The sequence below is a fragment of the Microbacterium sp. MYb54 genome (assembly GCF_002979515.1).
Classification (GTDB): domain Bacteria; phylum Actinomycetota; class Actinomycetes; order Actinomycetales; family Microbacteriaceae; genus Microbacterium.
On record NZ_PCPA01000008.1, the window covers coordinates 114177 to 136191 of the forward strand.

At 68.1% G+C, this 22015-nt stretch carries 21 protein-coding genes; 8 read left to right on the plus strand and 13 right to left on the minus strand.

Features of this window, described 5'->3' with window-relative positions; genetic code table 11:
• Positions 1-5: 5 nt before the first annotated feature.
• The 6 genes from CQ040_RS10855 to CQ040_RS10880 form a co-directional block, all read right to left on the minus strand.
• Positions 6-731 carry an ABC transporter permease gene (locus CQ040_RS10855; protein ID WP_105527105.1) on the minus strand — a complete coding sequence of 242 codons (726 nt, stop codon included), beginning with the start codon at positions 729-731 and terminating at the stop codon, positions 6-8.
• Entirely contained in the window at positions 728-1414 is a 687-nt protein-coding gene (locus CQ040_RS10860) for an ABC transporter permease (RefSeq protein ID WP_105527106.1), read from the minus strand. The genes CQ040_RS10855 and CQ040_RS10860 overlap by 4 nt, the downstream gene beginning before the upstream one ends.
• On the minus strand, positions 1411-2283 hold the full coding sequence (locus CQ040_RS10865; protein ID WP_105527107.1) for an ABC transporter ATP-binding protein: 873 nt from the start codon (positions 2281-2283) through the stop codon (positions 1411-1413). The genes CQ040_RS10860 and CQ040_RS10865 overlap by 4 nt, the downstream gene beginning before the upstream one ends.
• Positions 2284-2325: 42 nt before the next feature.
• Complete coding sequence (locus tag CQ040_RS10870; protein ID WP_105527108.1) at positions 2326-2628, minus strand: DUF427 domain-containing protein; 303 nt, start codon at positions 2626-2628, stop codon at positions 2326-2328.
• A 160-nt stretch (positions 2629-2788) separates the two neighbouring features.
• Positions 2789-4225 (minus strand): NAD(P)/FAD-dependent oxidoreductase, encoded by a 1437-nt coding sequence (locus CQ040_RS10875; RefSeq protein ID WP_105527109.1) that lies wholly within the window; start codon positions 4223-4225, stop codon positions 2789-2791.
• A gap of 167 nt (positions 4226-4392) precedes the next feature.
• Positions 4393-4983 (minus strand): biotin transporter BioY, encoded by a 591-nt coding sequence (locus tag CQ040_RS10880; protein WP_105527110.1) that lies wholly within the window; start codon positions 4981-4983, stop codon positions 4393-4395.
• A 102-nt stretch (positions 4984-5085) separates the two neighbouring features.
• Between CQ040_RS10880 and CQ040_RS10885 the strand changes: the two genes are divergently transcribed.
• Positions 5086-6567 carry a class I adenylate-forming enzyme family protein gene (locus CQ040_RS10885; protein WP_105527111.1) on the plus strand — a complete coding sequence of 494 codons (1482 nt, stop codon included), beginning with the start codon at positions 5086-5088 and terminating at the stop codon, positions 6565-6567.
• Complete coding sequence (locus CQ040_RS10890) at positions 6564-7808, plus strand: beta-ketoacyl-[acyl-carrier-protein] synthase family protein (protein WP_105527112.1); 1245 nt, start codon at positions 6564-6566, stop codon at positions 7806-7808. Before CQ040_RS10885 ends, CQ040_RS10890 begins: the two co-directional genes overlap by 4 nt.
• 72 nt (positions 7809-7880) lie before the next feature.
• On the opposite strand, the gene CQ040_RS10895 is transcribed toward CQ040_RS10890, so the two are convergent.
• The 5 genes from CQ040_RS10895 to CQ040_RS10915 all read right to left on the minus strand — a co-directional run bounded on the left by CQ040_RS10895 (position 7881) and on the right by CQ040_RS10915 (position 13270).
• Positions 7881-8882, minus strand: coding sequence for an alcohol dehydrogenase catalytic domain-containing protein (locus CQ040_RS10895; protein WP_105527113.1), 1002 nt, complete (start codon positions 8880-8882; stop codon positions 7881-7883).
• A gap of 41 nt (positions 8883-8923) precedes the next feature.
• The gene (locus CQ040_RS10900) at positions 8924-10315 is read right to left on the minus strand and encodes an MFS transporter (protein ID WP_374954136.1); all 1392 of its coding nucleotides are present in this window, start codon (positions 10313-10315) and stop codon (positions 8924-8926) included.
• A 58-nt stretch (positions 10316-10373) separates the two neighbouring features.
• Positions 10374-11480, minus strand: a complete 1107-nt coding sequence (locus tag CQ040_RS10905) for a beta-propeller fold lactonase family protein (RefSeq protein ID WP_105527114.1) — start codon at positions 11478-11480, stop codon at positions 10374-10376.
• Between the two features lie 10 nt (positions 11481-11490).
• A complete protein-coding gene (locus CQ040_RS10910) occupies positions 11491-12777 on the minus strand; it encodes an adenylosuccinate synthase (RefSeq protein ID WP_028501298.1) in 1287 nt (428 codons plus the stop codon).
• Positions 12778-12892: 115 nt separating this feature from the next.
• Positions 12893-13270 (minus strand): hypothetical protein, encoded by a 378-nt coding sequence (locus tag CQ040_RS10915; RefSeq protein ID WP_036273571.1) that lies wholly within the window; start codon positions 13268-13270, stop codon positions 12893-12895.
• A gap of 154 nt (positions 13271-13424) precedes the next feature.
• On the opposite strand from CQ040_RS10915, the gene CQ040_RS10920 reads away from it, so the two are divergent.
• The 6 genes from CQ040_RS10920 (at position 13425) to CQ040_RS10945 (ending at position 18281) form a co-directional block, all read left to right on the plus strand.
• The gene (locus CQ040_RS10920) at positions 13425-14357 is read left to right on the plus strand and encodes a DMT family transporter (RefSeq protein ID WP_105527115.1); all 933 of its coding nucleotides are present in this window, start codon (positions 13425-13427) and stop codon (positions 14355-14357) included.
• 258 nt (positions 14358-14615) lie between these two features.
• Positions 14616-14909 carry a hypothetical protein gene (locus tag CQ040_RS10925; RefSeq protein ID WP_146113891.1) on the plus strand — a complete coding sequence of 98 codons (294 nt, stop codon included), beginning with the start codon at positions 14616-14618 and terminating at the stop codon, positions 14907-14909.
• A gap of 3 nt (positions 14910-14912) precedes the next feature.
• Complete coding sequence (locus CQ040_RS10930; protein ID WP_105596229.1) at positions 14913-15560, plus strand: hypothetical protein; 648 nt, start codon at positions 14913-14915, stop codon at positions 15558-15560.
• Positions 15561-15655: 95 nt separating this feature from the next.
• Complete coding sequence (locus tag CQ040_RS10935; protein ID WP_146114726.1) at positions 15656-16606, plus strand: peptidoglycan-binding protein; 951 nt, start codon at positions 15656-15658, stop codon at positions 16604-16606.
• Positions 16597-17202, plus strand: a complete 606-nt coding sequence (locus CQ040_RS10940) for an ATP-binding cassette domain-containing protein (RefSeq protein ID WP_105527119.1) — start codon at positions 16597-16599, stop codon at positions 17200-17202. Before CQ040_RS10935 ends, CQ040_RS10940 begins: the two co-directional genes overlap by 10 nt.
• A complete protein-coding gene (locus CQ040_RS10945) occupies positions 17199-18281 on the plus strand; it encodes a hypothetical protein (RefSeq protein ID WP_105527120.1) in 1083 nt (360 codons plus the stop codon). Before CQ040_RS10940 ends, CQ040_RS10945 begins: the two co-directional genes overlap by 4 nt.
• Positions 18282-18324: 43 nt before the next feature.
• Here CQ040_RS10945 and CQ040_RS10950 read toward each other — a convergent pair whose 3' ends face one another.
• Together CQ040_RS10950 and CQ040_RS10955 are read right to left on the minus strand one after the other, a co-directional pair.
• Entirely contained in the window at positions 18325-19749 is a 1425-nt protein-coding gene (locus CQ040_RS10950; RefSeq protein WP_105527121.1) for a mechanosensitive ion channel domain-containing protein, read from the minus strand.
• A gap of 2 nt (positions 19750-19751) precedes the next feature.
• Entirely contained in the window at positions 19752-21917 is a 2166-nt protein-coding gene (locus CQ040_RS10955; protein ID WP_181156726.1) for an adenylate/guanylate cyclase domain-containing protein, read from the minus strand.
• Positions 21918-22015: the final 98 nt, after the last annotated feature.

Here is a 22015-nt window from a genome sequence, read left to right on the forward strand (position 1 = left end):
ACGGATCAGGCGGTGGCCGGCGCCGGTGCGGCAGCGGCGGCGCGCGACCGACGTGTCGTGGTGGGCGCGCGCACCCCGGCGGGAACGGCGGCGTGCTGGAGGAGGGCGAAGATCAGGTCGACGATCAGGGCGAGTACGGCGACGAGGATCGCACCGCCGAGCACCTGGTCGAACTTGCGCAGCGGAATGCCCTGGATGATCGGCCAGCCGAGTCCGCCGAGGTTCACGTAGGCGGCGATGGTGACCGTGGCGATGACCTGCAGGAGAGCCGCGCGGATGCCGCCGACGAGGAGAGGCAGCCCGAGGGGCACCTCGACCTTCCAGAACACCTGCCACTCGGTCATGCCCATCGAGCGCGCGGAGTCGAGCACCCGACGGTCGATGGCTTCCAACCCGGTGTAGGCGCCCGCGAGGAGCGAGGGGATGGCCAGGAGCACGAACGTGATGATCGCGGCTTCGGGAACCCGGAGCACGCCCAGGATCAGCACGAGCAGCACCATGAGGCCGAACGACGGGATGGCACGTGCGGCTCCGGATACGGCGACCGCGATCTCGCGACCCTTGCCGGTGTGGCCGATGAGCCACCCGAGCGGTATCGCGATGATGCCGGCGATCAGCACCGAGATCAGTGTGTAGTACATGTGCTGGCCGAACAGGATCGGCAGCGAGTACGGCCCCTCCCACCGGTCGGGAGAGAAGAGCCAGGCGAGGGCCTCGGTGAACACGTTCATGCGGCGGTCCTCAGGGCGGCGGTCTGGCGCGCGGCAGTCGACGGCGTCTTCGTGGCCCGTGTCCACGGCATCAGCGCGCGGCCGAGGAGCAGGAGCAGCAGGTCGATCACGAGGGCGATCACGACGACCGCGATCACGCCGCCGAACACCTCGGCGAGGATGCGGCGCTGCAGGCCGTTGGTGAAGAGGTAGCCGAGGTTGTTCACGCCGACCAGGATGCCGACGGTGGCGAGGGAGATCGTGCTGACGGCCGCCACGCGGAGACCCGCGAGCACGACGGGACCGGCGAGGGGGAAGTCGACGGTCCAGAACCGGCGGAAGCCGCCGTAGCCCATCGCGGTGGCCGACTGCCGGATGGCGGGGTCGACCGAGTCGAGGCCGTCGGAAACCGCACGCACCAGGATCGCGACCGCGTAGATGGTGAGGCCGATGATGAGGTTGATCGGGCTGCGAGCGGGATACCCGGCGAGGGACGGAAGGAGGATCAGCAGCGCGAGCGACGGGATCGTGTAGAGCAGCCCGGTGAGGACGATGACCGGCCCCTTCACCAGCTGGTAGCGCCAGGCGAGCCATCCGAGCGGCAGCGACAGCACGAAGCCGAGCACGATCGCGATCGCACTCTGCTGCAGGTGGATCGCGGTCAGCTCGAGGATGAGGCCGAGATTGTCGACGATCCAGTTCACGGAGCGCCCTTCGTCGCGCTCTCCTCGCTCAGAAGCGCGTCGGTCACGGCATCCGGCACATCGATGATCGACCCCTGGGTGCGGCCCTCGCCATCGACCACCACTGTGCCGTGCGGCGTCTGCTTGAGGTGCAGAGCACGGCGTCCGCGTTCGGCGCCGATGAACGCCGAGACGAAGTCGTCTGCCGGGTTCTCGATGATCTCGCTCGGGCTGCCCACCTGCACGATGCGGGCGCCCTTGTCGAGGATGACGACCTGGTCGCCGAGCAGGAACGCCTCGTCGATGTCGTGCGTGACGAACACGACCGTCTTGTCGAGCTCGCGCTGCAGTCGCAGGGTCTCCTGCTGCAGGTCGGCCCGCACGATGGGGTCGACCGCACCGAAGGGCTCGTCCATGAGCAGGATGTTCGGGTCGGCGGCGAGTCCGCGGGCCACGCCCACGCGCTGCTGCTGGCCGCCCGAGAGCTGACTCGGGTACCGGTCGGCGAGCGCCTGGTCGAGGCCGACCGTGTCGAGCAGCTCTCGTGCCCGCTGGTGCGCCGGGCCCTTCTTCACGCCGGTGAGCCGCAGCACCGTGGCCACGTTGTCGATGACCGTGAAGTGCGGCATGAGCCCGGAGTTCTGCATGACGTAGCCGATGCGTCGGCGCAGAGCCACCGGGTCGCCCTGGAGCACGCTCTCGCCGTCGATCTCGACCTCACCCGAGGTGGGCTCGACCATGCGGTTGATCATGCGGAGCAGGGTGGTCTTGCCGCAGCCTGACGAGCCGACGAACACGGTGGTCTTGCGTGAGGGCAGCACGAGGCTGAAGTCGTTGACGGCGAGGGCGCCGCCGGGGAACCGCTTGGTGACGTTGCGGAACTCGATCATGGCTGGTCTCCAGTCGGTCGATCGATGTGCGAGCGGAAGAGTCTACGGGCCGACCTCGACGCGGGGATCGAACGCCACGAACCCGGAGAAGTCCTTGCCCACGCGATCGAACGCCGAGGGGTAGGGGGTCGGATACGACCAGGCGTAGTCGGTGTGGAGCTCGCCCTCGGTCTGCACCGAGTAGTACTGAGCCGCCCCCTTCCACGGACAGGTGTAGGGCGTGGGGCTCTCGACGAGCACTCCGGGTGCGATGGATGCGGGTGGGAAGTACCAGTTCCCCTCGATGCGGGCGAGATCGCTCTCGTCGGCCTCGGCGATGACGGTTCCTGCGAGTACAGCCTTCATGGTCCTGCCTCCTCGGATGTGGGTTAGAGCGTATAAGACGGCTGCGACATAAGGGGCGAGGGTTGCATCGCCGCCGTCAATGTGAGAAACAATCCGGATTCTGTTCGACGCGATCGGGCGAACGGATTGCCCCGGTGTCGAGATCAGGCCCCGATGCGGATCACGCGGAGTCGCGACCGTAGCCCTCGAGCAGTCGCAGCCAGATCTCGCTGATCGTGGGGTACGACGGCACTGCGTGCCAGAGGCGGGCGATCGGCACCTCGCCGACGATCGCCACGGTCGCCGCGTGCACGAGCTCCGCCACCTCGGGACCGACGAACGTCGCACCGATCACGACGTCGCGGTCGGTGTCGACCACGAGTCGTGCCTGGCCCTCGAAGCCGTCTTCGTAGAGGCTCGCGCCGGCGACCCAGCCCAGGTCGTAGTCGACGGCCTTCACCGCGATACCGGCCTTGACCGCCTGGGCCTCGGTGAGACCGACGGAGCCGACCTCGGGGATCGAGAACGTGACCTGCGGGACGGCAGCCTGGTCGGCGGTCGCGACGTGACGACCCCACGGGGCATCGTCGACGTCTTCGCCCTTGGCACGGGCGACGATCACATCGCCGGCAGCGCGCGCCTGGTACTTGCCCTGGTGGGTGAGGAGCACGCGACCGTTGACGTCGCCGACCGCGTACAGCCAGTCCGATCCGGGGACACGGAGCGTGTCATCCGTCGTGATCCAGCGGCCGGGTTCCAGGCCCACGATGTCGAGGCCGATGTCACCGCTCCGTGGCGAGCGACCGGTCGCGGCGAGCACCTCGGTCGCGGTGATCTCGTCGCCACCGTCGAGGGTGATGGTCACGCCGTTCGCGCCGCGGTGAACGGATGTCGTTCCCGCGCCGGTGCGCACGTCGACGCCGAGTTCTTCGAGGCCCGCCGCGACGCGTTCGCCCGCGAAGGGCTCCATCCCGCCGAGCAGGCCGCTGCGGGCGATCACCGTGACCTTCGAGCCGAGTGCGGCGTAGGCGGTCGCCATCTCGACGGCCACCACGCCGCCGCCGATCACGGCCAGGCTGTCGGGCAGCTCTTCGGCGCTGGTGGCCTCGCGGCTCGTCCACGGGGTGGCTTCGCGCAGGCCGTCGATGGGCGGGATGACGGCATCCGATCCGGTGCTGATGGCCACCGCGTGCCGGGCCGTGAGCACGCGCTTAGCGCCGTCGGCATCCGTCACAGTCACCTCGCGCTCGCCCGTGATGCGGCCGTGACCGCGGGCCAGGTCGATGCCGGCCGAGTCGAGCCACTTGACCTGACCGTCGTCGGACCAGTTGCTGGTGAACGAGTCGCGGCGGTCGAACACGGCACGCACATCGAGCTTTCCGGTGACCGCCTGGGAGGAACCACCCACGTGCTGAGCAGCACGGAGCGCCTGCGCCGAACGCAGCAGCGCCTTCGACGGCATGCACGCCCAGTAGGAGCACTCGCCTCCGACGAGCTCGCTCTCCACGATGATCGCGGTGAGTCCGCCCTGCACGGCTCGATCGGCGACGTTCTCGCCCACCGGCCCTCCGCCCAAGACGATCAGGTCGTACTCGTCGGTCTTCTCCGCAGCATTCATGCGTCGCACCTCTCCGTGAGCCGGTTACGTGGCCCAGTCTCGCTCATGAGCAACGCCGAGTCACGGGTGAGTTGTTCCCTACGGCGTGGCGCGGATGGCGGAATGCTGGACCAGCGAAGTGCTTTCGAGGCGCGTCCCGGGGCGTTCGGCCGGTATCGCGACGACGCCTACGCCACCACGCTCGCAGGCTCCCGCACCCGCCCGCTGTCGGCGAACGCCCGCGGATAGGCGCGACGGAGTGCGACGACCACCAGCGTCGCCGCGGTCACCTTGATCAGATCACCGGGCAGGAACGCGAGGCTCGACAGCGCCGTGAGTCCGAGGGGTACGCCGGTCACGAGAGCCTGCACGGGGATGCCGAACGCGTAGACGACGAACACACCGCCGACCAGCGCCGCGACAGCGGAGCGCCACCAGGTGAAGCGACCCGTGCGCATGAGCAGGCCGATCACCACGACGCCGGCGATCCAGCCGATGAGGTACCCGGCACTCGGACCGACGAACACTCCGAGCCCTCCGCGACCACCCGCCAACACGGGCAGCCCGACTGCGGCGAGCACGAGCACGAGGAGCACGGCGAGAGGCGCGAGGCGCGGACCCAGCACGAGCCCTGCGAGCATTACTCCGAGGGTCTGCGCCGTGATCGGCACACCGGCGGGCAGGGGCACGATCACCGTGCCGAGCACGATGATCAGGGCGGCGAAGACCGCGATGCGTCCGAGCGATGCGCTGGTGTCTGTGGCGCGCGACGTTGTCATGAATCCTCCTGAACACCGTTCACCTGAACGGTGTTCATTACAATAGGGACGCCATCCTTTCCACGCAAACCCGCCTCAGGAGCCATCACGTCCTTCTCCCCGATGCTGCGCCGCATCGCAGCCGAAGACCCCGCTCGGCCGGCAATCGTCGGCCACGATGCCGGCGTGACCTATGGCGAGCTCCACACGCAGTCGCGGCGGCTCTCGGCGGCTCTCGAGCGCCTGCTCGCAGCCCCCTCGGCGCGGAGGAATGCACGCGGCCCGTCGACACCGCCGCCCGTCGTCGCCATCTGCCTGAGCGGGGCGTTCGACACCGCACGCATCGTCGTCGCGATGGAAGCGGGCGACCGCATCCTCAGCGTCGTCGATGCGCACTGGCCGGTGTCGCTGCAGGCGCAGCTGATCGGATCGACCGGAGCGACGGCGGTGATCACTGACGTCCCCGCACTGCGAACCGCACTGGACGCGAGCGGCTGGCCGGGTCTGACCCTCGGGCTCGCTGACCTGGAGAACTCCGGATCCCGCGCCCATGCCGACCCCGAGAATCCAGCCGACGATGCCCCGTTCCTGATGCTGACCTCATCCGGTACGACAGGACCACCGAAGTCATTCCTCAAGACGCGCGCGCAGTACACGGCGAACATCGACGTCTCCCGCGCTCACCTGGGCGCAAGAGACCGCGTCGTGACCTTCGCGCCGGGCCCGATGTCGTACAGCCTCACTCTCTACACACTGTTCGAGGTGCTCGCCACGGGCGGTGAGCTGCACGTCGCCGACCGCCTTGACGATCTATGGCTCACCCCCCGCGCGCGCGACGAACGCATCACGCGCGTGGTCACTGTTCCGGCGGCAGCTGCCGCTCTCGCCGACGCCGCGCTGCGCAACCCGGGCAGGTACGACGGCATCGACCTGATCGTCACCGGAGGTGCCGCGCTCTCGGAGTCGGCTCGAGCCAGAGTCGCCGAAGCACTCCCCCGCACCCGGACGCTCAGCTACTTCGGCACCGGCGAACTCGGTTTCGTCGGCGACGACCGCGCCGGCGACGGAGGCATCCGGCTCTACCCGCAGGTGCAAGCCCGGGTGCGCGACGACGACGGCAACGACCTGGCACCCGGCGAGCTCGGCACGCTCTGGGTGCGCTCCCCCTCGTGCTCGACCGGCTACCTGCCTGGAACAGCCTCCGCGTCGTTGACGGATGCCGACGGCTGGGCGAGCGTGCACGATCAGGGGCGGCTGCGGGGCCGGGACTTCTCGTTCGCCGGCAGAAGCGGAGATGCCGTCACCACCGGCGGGCACACCGTGGCCCTCGACGAAGTGGAGCGCGCATTCGACGGGATGCCCGGCCTCGGCGACATCTGCGTGATCGCCGAGAGTGACGATCGCCTCGGCACGCGGATCATCCTGGTCGTCGAAGGCGATGCGCCACCGGCAGCGACATTGCGCGAGTGGGCGAGAGACCGGCTCGCACCGGCATCCGTGCCACGCCGCTGGCACCGCCTGCCGGAGTTCCCGCGAACCTCCGGCGGGAAGATCCGTCGCGCCGCGGTCGCCGATCTCGTGGCGCTCGGGCAGAGGCCATCGTGAGCATCGAGAGGTCTGTCGTCGTCACCGGGGTCGGTGCCATCACTCCGAGTGGGCTCACGGCGCCGAGCATGTGGGCATCCGTGCGCGCCGGACGAAGCGGCATCACCCGGCTTCCGTATGAGCTCGCAGGTTCCGGGTCGGTGCAGGTCGGGGGAGTCGTCAGCGGGTTCACCGCACCCGCCGACCTACCCACATCGCTCGCGCGCCACCTCACGCCGATGCAGCAGTGGGCGATCGCGGCCGCTGATGAGGCGATCGACGTTGCGGGCACCGGCGACCTACCGTGGAACGCGGATGCCGCACAGGTGATCGTCGCCACGGGATCAGGGCCGGTGGACGCGGTGGTGCGGTCCGCGAACGCGCTGCGAGAAGCCGGTCGGCGCCGGGTGCCGCCGAGCCTCGCCGTCTATGGAACAGCGGATGCTATCGCCGGGGTCCTCAGCCGTCGATACGGATTCCTCGGGCAGACCCACGCCGTCACCGCGGCGTGCGCGAGCGGTGCCATCGCGATCGGCGAAGGCCTGCGGCGCATCCGTCACGGATACGCCGACGCGGTGCTGGTCGTCGGGATGGACGACTGCCTCGGTCCGTTGCATCTCGCCGCGCATGCGAACCTGCGCTCGGTCGTCACCGGATTCGGCGATGACCCATCATCGGCCTCCCGCCCCTTCGACAGCGCGCGGAGCGGCTTCGTCATGGCCCAGGGCGCCGCCGCAGTGCTGCTCGAGGCCGCAGACCCCGCCACCGAACGCGGCACTCGCCCCCTCGCGACGGTCGCCGGGTTCGGCGCGACCAGCGATGCGCATCACGCCACTGCACCGGATCCTGCCGCCGCGGGAGCGACCAGGGCGATCAACTCTTGCCTCGCCGATGCCGCCGTGACCGCATCCGCAGTCGATCACGTGAACACCCACGGCACGGGAACGGTGCTCGGCGATACGGCCGAACTCGTCGCACTCGGGCGGGCGCTGGGAGCGAGGGCACCGCTGGTTCCGCTCACGGCGACGAAGTCCACCACCGGGCATCTGCTCGGCGCAGCCGGGGTCGTCGAGGCAGTGATCGCTGCGATGACCCTGCGCGACCAGGTGCTGCCGCCGACGATCAACCTGTCCGATCCGTGCGCGGACGAGTGGGACTTCGTGCGCGACCAGGATCGACGGCATCCGGTCGGCACCGTGCTGTCGACCTCGTTCGGTTTCGGCGGTCACAACGCCGCGCTGCTGCTCACCGCGCCCGAGTGAGCCGCACACGCTTGTACCGGAAGGTGTCACGAGTTGAGGCGGTCATCGCACATCCTTCCTGAACACCGCAAATCACCCGGCGGCGGGAACCAGCACGACCTTCCCCTGCTGGCGACGCTGCCCGATGGCGTCATGTGCGGCCGCTGCATCCTCGAGGCGATACTCGTCGACGGGCGGAGACGTGCGCCCCTCGGCCAAGGCGGCGAGCGCTCGCGCCTCGAGCGCGCGCAGATCGGAGAGCGCACGCCCGAGAGGAACGGTGACGGTGAGAGACCCCCGGACGATGTCGTCCGAATCGAGGCGGAGGACCTCTCCGCTCGACCACCCGATGATCACGACGCGTGCACCGCGTCCGAGACTCTCGAGGCCCGCTCGGCCCACTGCTCCGCCGACCCCGTCGAGCAGCACCGATGGCCGCTCGCCGTCGAGGATCTCGGTCATCCGCTCCGGCCACGAGCCGTCGTTCGCATCGAGCGGCGCGAGCCTGCCCCGCGCACGCTTCCCCCCGAGACCGAGGCGCTCGACCACGTCGCGCTTGACCGGGCCTCCGTGGAGCACGACGACCGTGGCGCCTTCGGACAACGCGAGTTGGACGAGTTGACTGCCGAGGCCGCCCGATGCTCCGGGGATGACGACGATGTCGGTGGAGCGAATCGGCGCGGCGTCCCAGACGAGCTGGGCCGTCCGGCCTGTTCCGATGGTCGCGACCGCCTGCGAGAACGTCACTCCGTCGACGACCGGATGCAGGGCAGATGCCGATGCCAGCGCGAACTCGGCGTATCCGCCGCTGCGGAATCCGACGTGGGCGACGACTCGCTCGCCGAGGCGGGCCGCATCGACGCCTTCGCCCAGGGCGTCGACGACGCCGGCGATCTCGCGCCCCGGCGTCATCGGCAGTGTCGGCCGCGGCATCGACGGCGGTGCGGCATCGCGTCGGATGTCGAGGTCGACGGCATGCACACCCGCCGCGGCGACGCGCACGCGCACCTCCCCCTCCCCGGGGATGGGCAACGGCGTCTCCTCGATCCTCAGCACCTCGGATTCTCCGAACTCCCGCTGCACGATCGCTCGCATGGTCTCCCTCTCCTTCTCTTCGGCAGGCGCCGCCCCCGCACTCATGCAGTCGCCGCCTCTGCACCGGCGACGTCGGTGCGGATCCTCGGTGCGAGCACGGCTGCCGCGAACGCGACGACCGCCGCCAGGACGAACACCCCGAGGAACGGATCCGCGGCCGCGAGCGCGGTGAACAGCGTGCCCGTGATGGCGAGGGCCATGGCGCTGCCGAACGAATCGGCGACCGTCATCGCGCCACTGTTGAATCCCTGGTTCTCCGGCGTCGACATCGCGAGCGTGAGCGCGCTGGTGCGCGGACTCATCAGCCCCATCCCCATCCCGGCGATGCCCCAGGCGATCGCGACGATCAGAGCGTCCCAGCCGAAGCCGGCGGTCGCCACGGTCAGCACGATGCCGACCAGCACCAGGATCGTGCCCACCTGCACCGCCGTCACACTCGACAGCCGGACACCCATCCTCCCCTGGACCGTCGCCGCGAGCGACCAGGCGAGCGCGCCCCCGGTGAGCGAGAGTCCGGCGAGTGTCGGCGAGAGCTCGTAGCGATCGGTCAGCAGATAGGGCAGGTAGACCTGCGCCCCGAAGAAGGCGGCCGCCGCCACACCGCGGACGAGGATGACCGCGGGCAGCCCTCTGCGTGCGCGCAACGTGCCGCGCGGGACCAGCGGCCGCACCGCGACGAGGGCGACGATCACGGCGAGGAAGGCCAGCACCGCGCCGATACCGGGGATGTCACCGACCAGGTTCAGCGCCAGCACGGCGACCGCCGCCAGCACCGACCAGCCGAGCCGCCCGAACGCCCAGGGAGTCGTCGCGTCGCCGTCGTTCGAGAGCCCGCGAAGGGCGGGAATCACCATCAGCAGCGCCACGAGCACGAGGATGACCACACCGAGGAAGACCCAGTGCCAGCTCCAGAGCTCGGTCACGGCTCCCGCGACTGTCGGTCCGATCAATGACGGGATGACCCAGGCGGCCGCGAATCCGGCGAAGATCGCGGGGTGGAGCTCCTGCGGGTAGACGCGCGCGACCACGACGTAGAGCGCCACCATCAGGCCTCCGCTGCCGAGGCCCTGGGCGAACCGCCCGGCGACCAGGATCTCCATGCTCGGCGCGAGGCCCGCGATCAGCAGGCCGACGATGAACATGGCGACCGCCGTATACAGCGGGGCGACCGGTCCGCGACGGTCGGCCCAGTTACCCGCGATGACCATGCCGATGACCCCGGTGGCCAGGGGACCGGCGAACGCGAGCGCATACAGCCGCTCGCCGCCGAGATCGGCGCTCACGGTCGGCATCACTGTCGTGACCGCCAGGGACTCGAACGCCCCGAGAAACACGAGGGCGCACGCGCCGATCGTGATCCAGAGGTAATCGCTGCTCATGATGCGCGGTGCGGCCGCGCCCGACTTCGGCACGTGCTCGGTCTCCGTGGTCATGGAGACGACGCTAGAACCTCAAGTGAGGTTGAGGTCAAGCGCGAAGTTTCGCGGCGCCTCAGCGCACCGGCAGGAAGTGCGTCGGTGTCGGAACCTGCGCCTCGTGACGGATGCCGAGGGGCGCGCCCGTGCGCTCGTCGAGGTCGATCAGCGTGATGGTGTCGGAGCGCTGCCCCGCGACGAGCATCTTGCCCTCGTGGATGAGGTGGTGCCGCGGCCAGTCGACACCCGAATCGGCGAGGGCCACCGACTCCAGAGCCTCGCCCCCACCGCGCACCCGCAACGCCGCGATCGTGTTGCTTCCGCGAAGAGCTGTGTAGAGGAACTGCCCGTCGCGAGAACGGGCGAGCTCGGCCGGGAAGTCTTTGCCCACCTCGGCGATCGGACTCGTCAGCGTCACCGACACGACGCTCCAGGTGCCGTCAGCCGCGCGAGCGAGCGTGAACACCTCGCAGGAGTACTCGGTGACCACGTGCAGGTGCCCGCTGGGGTGCAGGACCATGTGCCGCGGCCCCGTGCCGAGCGGGAGCACGACCTCGTGGTCGAGCACGAGTCCGCTGCCACTCTGCCGCCAGAAGCGCACGAGGTCGAAGCCGAGGTCTGTCGTCGCGACGCGGCCGTCGGGCAGGAACACCGCGGCGTGCGCGTGCGAGACGCGTTCGCCGCCCACCGCGTATGGGTCGATCGCCGCGATGCCGTCTCCGGGCGGAGTCGCCGCCGGAGCATCCGGGTCGGGTTCACCGAACAGAGCCGCGCGGAGCGCCGCCGCGGCATCCGGCTTCGGGGGCACGATGCGCCCTTCCGCATCGAGGTCGAACCGCACCACGCGGCCGTCTCCGTAGCAGCTGGCGATCAGGGCCGAGCCGTTCGGTGCGACCGCGACGTGGCAGACATACTGGCCGACGGCCGCGGGTGAGCCCAGCGGAGTGAGGGCGGCTTCTCCCGAACGCGAGAACGCCTGCACCGCGGAGTCACCCTCGAGCGCCGCATAGACGACATCGAGCGTCGGATGCTGCGCCAGCCACGACGGCGACGGGGTCTCGACCACCGCACCACGGTAGGCGAGCGTGGAGGCCTCGCGGCCCTCATCCCCCGCGAGCAGGCCGATGCCGTCGGCCGAACCGTCCATCGCGGCGCCGTAGCCGCCGAGCCAGAATCGCGTCACGATGCGCGGGTCAGTCGAGCAGCCCGTGGCGGACGATGACCTGGTCGCGCTCAGGCCCGACGCCGATCACCGAGATGCGCGTGTTGCTCATCTTCTCGAGCGCCAGCACGTAGTCCTGCGCGTTCTTCGGCAGGTCCTCGAAGGTGCGTGCGACCGAGATGTCTTCGTTCCACCCGGGGAAGTACTCCAGGATCGGCTTCGCGTGGTGGAAGTCGGTCTGGTTGACCGGAACCTCGTCGAAGCGCTCTCCGTCGACGTCGTAGGCGACGCACACCGGGATCTGCTCGAGGCCGGTGAGGATGTCGAGCTTGGTGAGCACCAGATCGGTGATGCCGTTGATACGCGTGGCGTAGCGCGTGATGGGCGCGTCGTACCAGCCGACGCGGCGCGGACGGCCGGTCGTGGTGCCGAACTCGAAGCCCTGCTTGCGCAGCCACTCGCCCTGCTCGTCGAAGAGCTCGGTCGGGAACGGGCCGGAGCCGACGCGGGTCGTGTACGCCTTGACGATGCCCACGATGCGGTCGAGCGCGCCGGGGCCCACCCCCGCACCGGTCGCAGCGCCGCCGGCCGTGGCCGAAGAAGAGGTCACGAACGGGTAGGTGCCGTGGTCGATGTCGAGCATCGTGGCCTGGCCGCCCTCGAACACGACGACCTCGCCGCGGTCCAGGGCCTGCGCGATCAGGTAGCCGGTGTCGGCGACCATCGGCCGCAGCCGCTCGGCGTAAGACAGCAGGTCTTCGACGACCTCGTCGGCGGTGATCGCGCGACGGTTGAAGATCTTCACCAGCAGGTGGTTCTTCTGATCGAGGGCGCCCTCGACCTTCTGGCGCAGGATGTTCTCGTCGAACAGGTCCTGCACGCGGATGCCCACGCGGTTGATCTTGTCGGCGTATGCCGGGCCGATGCCGCGACCGGTCGTGCCGATCATGCGCTTTCCGAGGAAGCGCTCGGTGACCTTGTCGAGCGTGCGGTGGTACTGCGTGATGATGTGCGCGTTGGCGCTGACCTTGAGGCGCGAGACATCGATGCCGCGGGCCGCGAGCGCCTCGAGCTCGAAGAACAGCACCTCGAGGTCGACCACGACACCGTTGCCGATCACGGGCGTCACACCGGGAGAGAGGATGCCGGAGGGCAGCAGGTGCAGCGCGTACTTCTCATCACCCACGACGACGGTGTGTCCGGCGTTGTTGCCGCCGTTGAACTTCACCACCCAGTCGGTGCGCTCACCGAGAAGATCGGTGGCCTTGCCCTTTCCTTCGTCGCCCCACTGCACGCCGACGATAACGATTCCTGGCATGGGTAACCCCCTGGCTTTCGCCGGGTTTGCACCGGCCGATGAGCTGGCCCTCTTCGGGCGGTCCCATCCTATCGAAGCGTTCCGGTGCGCCCTTTCGGGGGACGCTCGGCGCCGGTCAGAATACGTACAGCTGGCCGAGGATCAGGATGACGATGAAGAAGGCGACGGCGATCGCGCCGATGATCGTGAGGGTCCGCGCCGAGAGCTTCGCGACTCCCCATCCCACGAGGAAGGGGAGCGCGAGGAGCATGATCGCGACGATCCACCAGAACGCCGTGTAACCGCCTACGGTGGCCTCCGACAGCCGACCGCCGAACAGCTGCTGGGACATCGGATGGGTCGCGAAGCGCACTGCCGCGCTGATCGGAACGCCGACGAAGACGAAGACGATGAGCCCGATCAGCGCGCCCCACAGGGTCGGGCTGCCACCGCCGCTCAGCACCCCTCCGTGGAGTTCGGGCTGCTGCTGCCGTTGGTTCTTGCGCTCCGTCATGGCACAGGAGCCTATCCCCCGAATGGGCGCAAAGTGGTCGATCACACACTCTTCGCCGGTGCGGGGACGGAAGTCACCAGGGTGACTGGAAACGTGCGAGATATGGCACTCCGACGGCTCGCCCGATGTCGGACGCCCCTGCGAGGATCGGAGGATGTCAACAGCCGCGTCCGGCGACCCCGGGATCAGTACCGATACCGGTGCGCCGAAGAAGCAGGGCGCGCTCGTCCTCGTCGCCGCGCTGGTCACCGTGGTGCTGTGGGCCTCGGCCTTCATCGGCATCCGCGGCGCGGGCCCGCACTACGACCCGGGCGCACTGGCCCTGCTGCGGATGGCGGTCGGCACCATCGTGCTGACCATCATCGCGGTACGGCACGGCATCCGCATTCCGGCCCGTCGGCACTGGCTGCTCATCGCCGTGTGGGGCATCGGCTGGTTCTGCGTCTACAACCTCGCCCTCAACAGTGCAGAGCTCACGCTCGATGCGGGCACCGCCGCGATGGTGGTCAACCTCGCGCCCCTCATGGTCGTCGTCTTCAGCGGACTGTTCCTACGCGAGGGCTTCCCGAAGCCGCTCGTCATCGGGGCGCCCATCGCGTTCCTCGGCGTCGTGCTGATCGGCATGAATTCCTCCACCAGCGCCGGCCCCGACATCACAGGCCTTCTCCTTGCCCTCCTCGCTGCCGTCATGTATGCCGGGTGCACGCTCGTGCAGAAGCGGCTGCTCACCTCGGGCGTCGACCCGACCACTCTCACCTGGCTCGGTGCGGCTGTCGGCACCATCGCGCTGCTGCCCTGGATCGGCAACCTCATCGGCTCACTCCAGACGGCACCGCTGGATGCGACGCTGTGGGTCGTCTACCTCGGCATCTTCCCCACGGCGATCGCCTTCACGACCTGGGCCTACGTACTGCAGCGCAGCACCGCGGGGCAGACCTCAGCGACCACGTACGTCGTTCCGGCGATCGCGATCCTGATGTCGTGGGCGATCCTCGGCGAAGTGCCGACGCCGCTGATGTTCCTCGGCGGAGCGCTGTGTCTGCTGGGCGTGCTGATCACCCGTCTGCGGTGGCGGCGACGAAGCTGACTCGGCTCAGCGCCCGGAGGGCGTACCTGTAAGGGACTCGGCGGGCCCGCGACAGGCAATTCCGGCATATCACGGAGGACCGGAACCCCGCTCTCACCGAGCATTCCGGCGCCACGCCTGATGACTCGGCGGTAAGGCGCTCCGACGCGAAAGGGCTGTCCCCCAAACGGCCGACATACATCTCGTGTCGCCGTCTATACCGTTTGGATTTCGTCCGCTCGGACTATCAGACAGCTACCGACGCCCTGGAGTACCACCTTGAAATCAAAGATCAGCCGCGGCCTGACCGCAGTGGCCGTCGCGGCCGGGCTCACCGTCGCCTCGCTCACCCTCGCCCCCGCAGCACAGGCAGCCGACGGCTACTGCGGGTACTACTCCGAGTCGCGGGCCGTCAACAGCAAGTCAGTGTGCAGTACCAAGAAATTGGCCAGCTACGTAAAGGTGAACAATCAGCTCATCTTCGCTCCGTACGTGCTCACTGGCCAGACGTCGTGGCAGGCCATGAACTATGCGAGTGTTCAGGCCTACAGCTACGTCTTCCGACCGGTGTGAGCAATGAAGGCGACGAGGGCGCCGTGGGCGCTTTCCGTGCTCGCACTCTCGAGTATCGTCGTCGGTTGCGCCGCGACAAGCGATTCGCCCCGCCCGCCGACGACTCAGACCCGTCCCTCTGAGAACACGGTCGGAGACATCCCGGAGTTCGAGGGCCCCTGGTCAGACTTGTTCGCGAACGTGTACTCCTCGACCACCACGACAGAAGTGCAGCGAGAGATCCTCGCTGACGGCGTCATCACCGACGCCGAGTACGCGCAGCTGCGAGGCGACTTCAAGCAGTGCTTGGAAGACCTGGGGCTCACCGTCGAGATCTACCCCAGCGGCGGTTTCGCGGTCGACGAGAACGGCAGCGTCAACGAGACGCAGATCTCAGAAGATGCGGTGCCGAGGTGCGAACAGCGCACTGTCGGCTCCGTCGCTCTTCTGTATGAACAGATTCGACGGAACCCTGACCAGAAGGATGAAGCGACCATCGTGGTGGAGTGCCTGAAACGGAATGATGTGGTGGGGGCGAGCTACACGCCTGCCCAGTACAAGCGCGACCTCGATGCGTACACAGGACTCGACTGGAACTCGACAGCGGTGCGCACCTGCGCTCAGGACCCGCTAGGCATCCTCGAAGACGCATCAGCCCCGTCCGGTGAATGATGGCGGCATCGGTCTTCTCAGAAGGGCGGCAGCGAACAGTTCTTCTGTCGGTTGCCGCTCTGCTGCTCGCAACGGCTCTCGCTGCAACAGGTTGGATGCTCGGTCGGACGACACTCCCGACAGAGCTCGCAACGCCGAGCGCAATCGAGAATGTCGATGTCACCTACCAGGATTTCGATGACGCGCGCACCGCGGACCTCGCCGTCAAACTGCAGGATTCCCCCGGTCTGGTAGCGCGTGGAGCAGGGCTGTTGACCGGAAGCACCTGCACCCCGGGAGGTGCGATCCTGTCAGGCGGGGCGACCTTCATCCTCGACCGCGTTCCTCTTCTCGACCTTGCGACCGCGCAGCCACTTGCGCGGACCCTCGTGATGGATGACCGTGGCGCTGATGTCAGCGAACTCCAACAGGCCTTCGCCGCACTCGGATACACCGGAGCGGTGGACGGGGTTGTCGGAACGCGCACCATCGCGTTCTTCAACGCTCTTCGTCGCGGTCTGGTCGCAGACGCGCCGCGTGTGGACGCCATCGACCCTGCCTCGATCGTCTGGATGCCCTCCTCGCCCGCCGAGATCGTGACATGCCCGATCTCCGTCGGGAGCTCGGTCGAGCCGGGAGCCACGCTGGCCGAACTCCCGCCAGCGATCGCCTCACTCCGAGTGGGAACGTTGCCGACGGCGGTTCCGTCGGCAGCTCGTACGCTCCTCATCGATGGGATCGTCGCGAACCTGGAGGAAGACGGCGCAGTCGATGCGGCTGCGTGGCCGAAGATCGCCGCCACCCCGACGTTCCGCGACTACCTCACAGACCCGGAGAAGGTTGTTCTGTCCGGTTCCGTGCAACTGGCAGAACCGATCCGCGTCGCCCAGGTTCCGCCCTCAGCGTTGTTCGGCGTCGGAGACGACACTGCCTGCGTGAGCGACGCGACCACGGTGTACCGAGGAGCGATTGTCAGCAGCGAACGGGGATACACCCTCGTCGACTTCTCGGACCCGGGACCAGAGATCGTCTCGCTCCTTCCGAATCCTCGCCGGCAATGCCCCTGACCCGCGAGAACGTGGGGCACGGATACAGCGCAGAGCGTTTGCTGTTCACCGGCCTCACGACGACGTTGTCCCGCGGAAACAGCTATGCCATCGTCGGCCCCTCCGGTTCTGGCAAGAGCACTCTCCTGGGGATCATCGCCGGGGACGTGGCACCGCGCATGGGGCGGATGGTGCGTTCGACGAACATCACGGTGAACTGGGTCTTCCAGAACCCGCATGGGGTCGCTCGGCGAACTGCGCTCGATCATGTCGTGTTGCCCTTGCTGGCGCGCGGATGCAGCCGGCCGGAAGCGGAAGCACAGGCTCGAGAGCTCCTCGGAGAGTTCGGACTCGCTCGCATCGAAAGTGAAGCATTCCGTCAGCTCTCCGGTGGCGAAGCACAGCGTCTGATGCTGGCACGAGCCGTCGCCGCGGACCCGGCGCTGCTCCTCGTCGACGAGCCCACAGCTCAGCTCGACATGGGCACGTCCTCGGCAGTGAACGAGTCCCTTTCGAGACTCAGCGGACGAGGCTGCATCGTCGTCGTCGCCACACACGACCCGGACACACGTGACTCATGCTCGCACCTCATCGACTTGACCGACTATCGAGCATGAAGACCGGAACCATCACCCTCGCGTCCCTGCGCTCCGAGGCCTCCCGGAACCTTCGATCAGGGACCACGCGTGGCGGCCTCTTCGGCGTGCTCTGGGTACTGCTCGCGATGGCCGCGCTGCTGTGGAACTCGGCCGTCACGAACGGCATCATTCAGGACGCGGAGCGGTGGCAATCGGCGGGCGCGTCAGTCCTGGTCGTCGAAAGCACGGGAAACATCGATGGTCTGCGGTGCGAAAGCATGGGGGCGCTTCCGAACGCGGAGAGTGCTGGTGCCATCCGCCAGTCCAGCAGCCCACTACGACCTGCGATGACCCCAGGTGTGGATCTGCCGACTTTCGACGCGACTCCCGGTTTCGTGCATGTTGTTCTCGACCGTGCCACGAACCCCAACGGGGTCTTCGTGTCTGAACAGGTCGCATCGGCGTTGGGCATCACCGCAGGGGATGATCTTCCGACCGCGAACGGCCGGGCCCTCGTCACCGGTGTGTTCGACTACCCCGATGACGGTCGTCGAGCGCTCCTCGGGTACGCCACCATCCAGACCGTCCCGGCAGCCGACACCTTCGACGAATGCTGGGTATCGATCTGGCCGGAATCGGATCAAGCGCGCTCCATCATCAGCGCATCGGTCCTCGATCAGGCCTCCACAGACGAGGGTGTCCCTACCATCAGCCAACTCAACACGACCTTGGGGGCATCATTCTCCGGCGAGGAGCGCTACCGGGACCGCGCGACCGCCTTCCTCCCGCTTGGTCTTCTGTGCGCCGCGGCCGCACTGGGCTTCGCTGCTGTCCGCACACGAAGACTGGAGCTCGCTGCATCCCGACTCGTCGGCGTCCGTCCACGAGATCAAGCAATTCATCTATCGATGGAAACCCTCTCCTGGATGACTATGGCCTCCGCTGTGGTGTTGGCCTCGATCCTCGCCGTTGAGATGGCCCTTTCCGTGCGTTTCTCGTCGATTCAGTACGCCGAGTTGCTCCTTGTCGGCGGTGGCATGGCGGCCTGGACTGGGGCGATGATGGCGCTGGCTTCCATCAGCTCGGGTCGCGCCCTGGACTACTTCAGGGATCGCTGACCGCGGCTCACCCCTGTTCACCCGCAAAGCCAGGTGCAACCGCTCAGCGCCCGGTGATCACCCCGCGCGCGATGCCCAGCTCAGCCAACCGCGTGGCGGCGAGCGTGCGTTTGAGCTCGAGCGACTCCCCGATCTCCACGGCGAGACGCGGCCGTGTGCGGATCAGCGCGTCGATCGTCGCGAGGGGCAGTACGACGACGGTGAGGATCTCGCCCGCGACCGTCACCGCCTGCGTGCGCTCACGGGTGAGAGCGGTCTGCCCGATGAGGTCGCCCTTCTCGGCAGCGGCGAACTCGACACGGCCGCCGTCGACTTCGAGGGCGAGTGCCGCCCGCCCCGACAACACGACGCGGACCTCGTCGGGCACGACCCCGCTGGGCATCACGATCTCGCCGACGCCGTAGCGCTCGAGCCTTGCGGCGGCGAGCACCTCGTCGAAGTCCTCCTCCCGCAGGTGCAGCGTCGGACTGATCTCATGCATCGCCTCGACCAGCCGCTGCGGCTCGGCGAGCGGGTCGGTGGAGTCGCCGTCGAGTGCGAAACTGCGCCGCCGCGCCGCGTACCAGAGCCAGGAGAGGTACATCGACAGCGCGCGCGAGGCATCGGCCGGGCCTGCCACCGGAATCGACACCGAGTAGGCACCCGCACCCGAGTACTCGACCGTCGCCCGCTCACGCTGCAATCGCATCGGCAGGGAGTCGGCCACTTCGATCAGGAGTGGGATCACCTCGTGCGGAGGATCGTCGGTCGAGAACTTCACGGCCGTCTCGGAGTAGTACGGCCCCTCCGGCTCGCTCAGGTTCGTGAACGAGGCTCCGGAGAGCGACGAGTTCGGCACGATCTGTATGCCGGAGCCCGTGTCGATGTGCACGGCCCGCCAGTTCACCTCGACGACCCGGCCCTTCACGCCCGCGGCATCGAGCCAGTCGCCGATCTTGAACGGCTGCTCGAACAGCAGCAGCAGACCCGAGATCACCCCACCCACCGCGTTCTGCAGGGCGAGGCCGATCACGATCGATCCGACCCCGAGCGCCGTGAACAGTCCGCCCACGTCGGCGTCCCACACCCAGGAGAAGAGCAGCGCGAGTCCGACGCCTACGAGGACCAGTCGCCCGATCTCCACGAAGATCGACGGGATCCGCTCCCGCCACGACCCCGCTTTCGCGTTGGCGAAGAGGGCCACGTTGAATGCCGACAGCACGAGCAGGATGATGAGGAACCCGAAAACGGTCGCCACGACCCGTGTCCACACCTGATCGGCGGGCGACTGGATCGCGAACACCAGCAATGCGAACAGCGCGCCGACGGGGATGACCCAGTTGCGCAGCATCCGCAGCGGCTTCGCGACCGGATTGCCCCGCCGGGTCAGTGCGCCGATGAGCTCGGTGAGGACGACCAGAACCACGGGCACGCCGACCGCGAGGCCGACGATCCACCAGACCCAGCCGCCCGTGAAGACGTCGCCCATGATCAGACCACCTTCCACACGGTCTCGGTCCTGCCCTGCGTCTCCACCGTCCCCGCCTCGACGTAGGTGACGATCTCCTGCGTGCGATCGCGTACGGTCTGGCTCACATAGATACCCGGCTCGCCGGTGACCGAACGCACCCGGTAGGCGAGGCTCACGGCATCACCCCAGAGGTCGTAGGCGAGGCTCGTCCGCGCGACGAGACCGCTCGTGACCGTGCCGGTGTCGACGCCGGCACGCAACCCGATCTGGGTGCCGTTCTGCGCATTGAAGCGCTCGAGCACTCCGAGCAGGCTCCGCGCGAACTCCACGGTGCGCCGGATGTTGTCGACCCGCGGCACGATGAGCCCCGACGAGGCCAGGTAGCCGCCGCGGAGCGTGCGCACCTTCTCGACTCCGGCCTTCTCAGCTGCCTCGTCGAACCCGCGCATCAGGGTGTTCAGCAGGCCGATCTCCTCTTCTGCGCTCACACCGCGGGCGAGGTCGTCGAACCCGACGAGTTCCGCGAACACGACCGACACGTTCTCGTGCGCCTCGGTGATCGCCTCGTCGCCCTGCTTGTACTTCGTCGCGACGCTCTCCGGCATGAGGGTGTGCAGCAGCTTCTCGTTCTCCTTCTGCTGCTCCTCGATCAGGTCTTGCTTGATCCGCAGACTCGAAGCCATGTCGTTGAAGGCGCTGCCGAGGTCGCCGAACTCGTCGCGCGAACTCTGCGGCACCTGCACGTCGAGATCCCCCTCCGCAACCCGATGCACGGCTCCGACGAGACGGTGGATCGGACGCGTGAACACCTGCGCGAGCAGGAGCGAGAGCAGCGAGACTCCGAGCAGGATGCCGAGCAGCGACAGCAGCACGTTGCGGGTGAAGACGTTGACCGGCTCGAACGCCTCTGCCGTGTCGATGCGCGCGATCACGACCCAGTCGAGCCCTTCGATCTCCAACGGCGCATAGGCCGTGACGCTGTCGCCGCCGATGAAGTCGCGTCCGACGACCGTGCCGCTCCGACCGGCCTGCGCTTCCTGCACGGCCTTGGTGTCGACCGGCTGCAGCAGCACGGTGCCCTTGATCGCAGCGATGCGGTCGACGATCGTCGGCGCCATGCCACCGCTGATGAGGCGCTTCGCGTAGTCGTCGGGATCCTCCACGAGCCGACGCGCGGTGCTGCGCATGAGGTCGTCCCGGCCGACCAGGTACACCTCGCCGGTATCACCGAGGCCCTGCGCCTTCCACCCCTCGCTCCCGGTCATCACATCGTTGATCGTGTCGATCGAGATCTGGAAAGCCATCGCGCCGGTGATGCCGTTGTCGTTCCCCACCGGCGATACGACCCACATCGCGGGCACGTTGAGGGAGGGGATCCAGCGGTCGAAGTCGGTGAGCACGACGGTGTTGACGGAGTTCGTCGCGATCGCTTCCGCATAGGCCTTCGAGAGAGCCGAGTCGCGATAGGGCCCGGTGAGGATGTTCGTCCCGAGTTCCACACCCTTGTAGGCCGAGAACGTGACGTCGCCGTCGGTGTTGAGCAGCAGCGCGTCTTCGTAGCCCGCCTCTTTGACCAGGCGAGTGAAGTAGTCGCCGTAGCGCTCGGTCGCGGCCGAGTAGCTGGTGCCGTCGCCGCTGTCATTCAAGTCCAGCTGCGCGTCGTAGTCGGCGTCGAAGTCCTTGTTGCCGAGGGCGTACTGCAGTTGCACGTATTGCCCGGCAGCGGACTCCGGGATGAACGCGGTGTCGCCGTATTCCTCACCCGAGCGCCCTTCGAGCTCGGGGATGAACACGTCTTGGTAGTAGCCCTCGAGCTCGGCACGCTGATTCTCGTCCAGCTCGACACCGGCGAGGTCGGCGAAGCCCGCGTTGACGGCCGCCGACATCGACTGGGCACTGAGGTTGCGGCTGTTGAGCGAGGCGTCGCGGCGCACGCTCTCGATCGCCGTCGTGATCTCGGCCGCCCTCATCGAGCGGATGGTGATCAGCTGGTCGACGGCCGAGTCGTGGAGCGGCTGCCGCCCGTTGACGAAGCCGATCGCTCCGACGATCACGGACGATACGAGGCTCACCCCCAGCAGCATGATGAGCAGCTTGGACTGGATGCTGAGGCCGGCTCGTCGGAACCTGGCCTTCTTCACTCCGGTCGTGCCGGCCGTGCCGCTGCTGTTTCCGCTCTCGCTCATCTGCCCCTCCGCCATGCGCGTGCTGCGTGAACGGTCCGACGATATCGATATATCGGTCCCGCGGTCTATGCCCGCAGACCACTACAGTTGCGACCGGA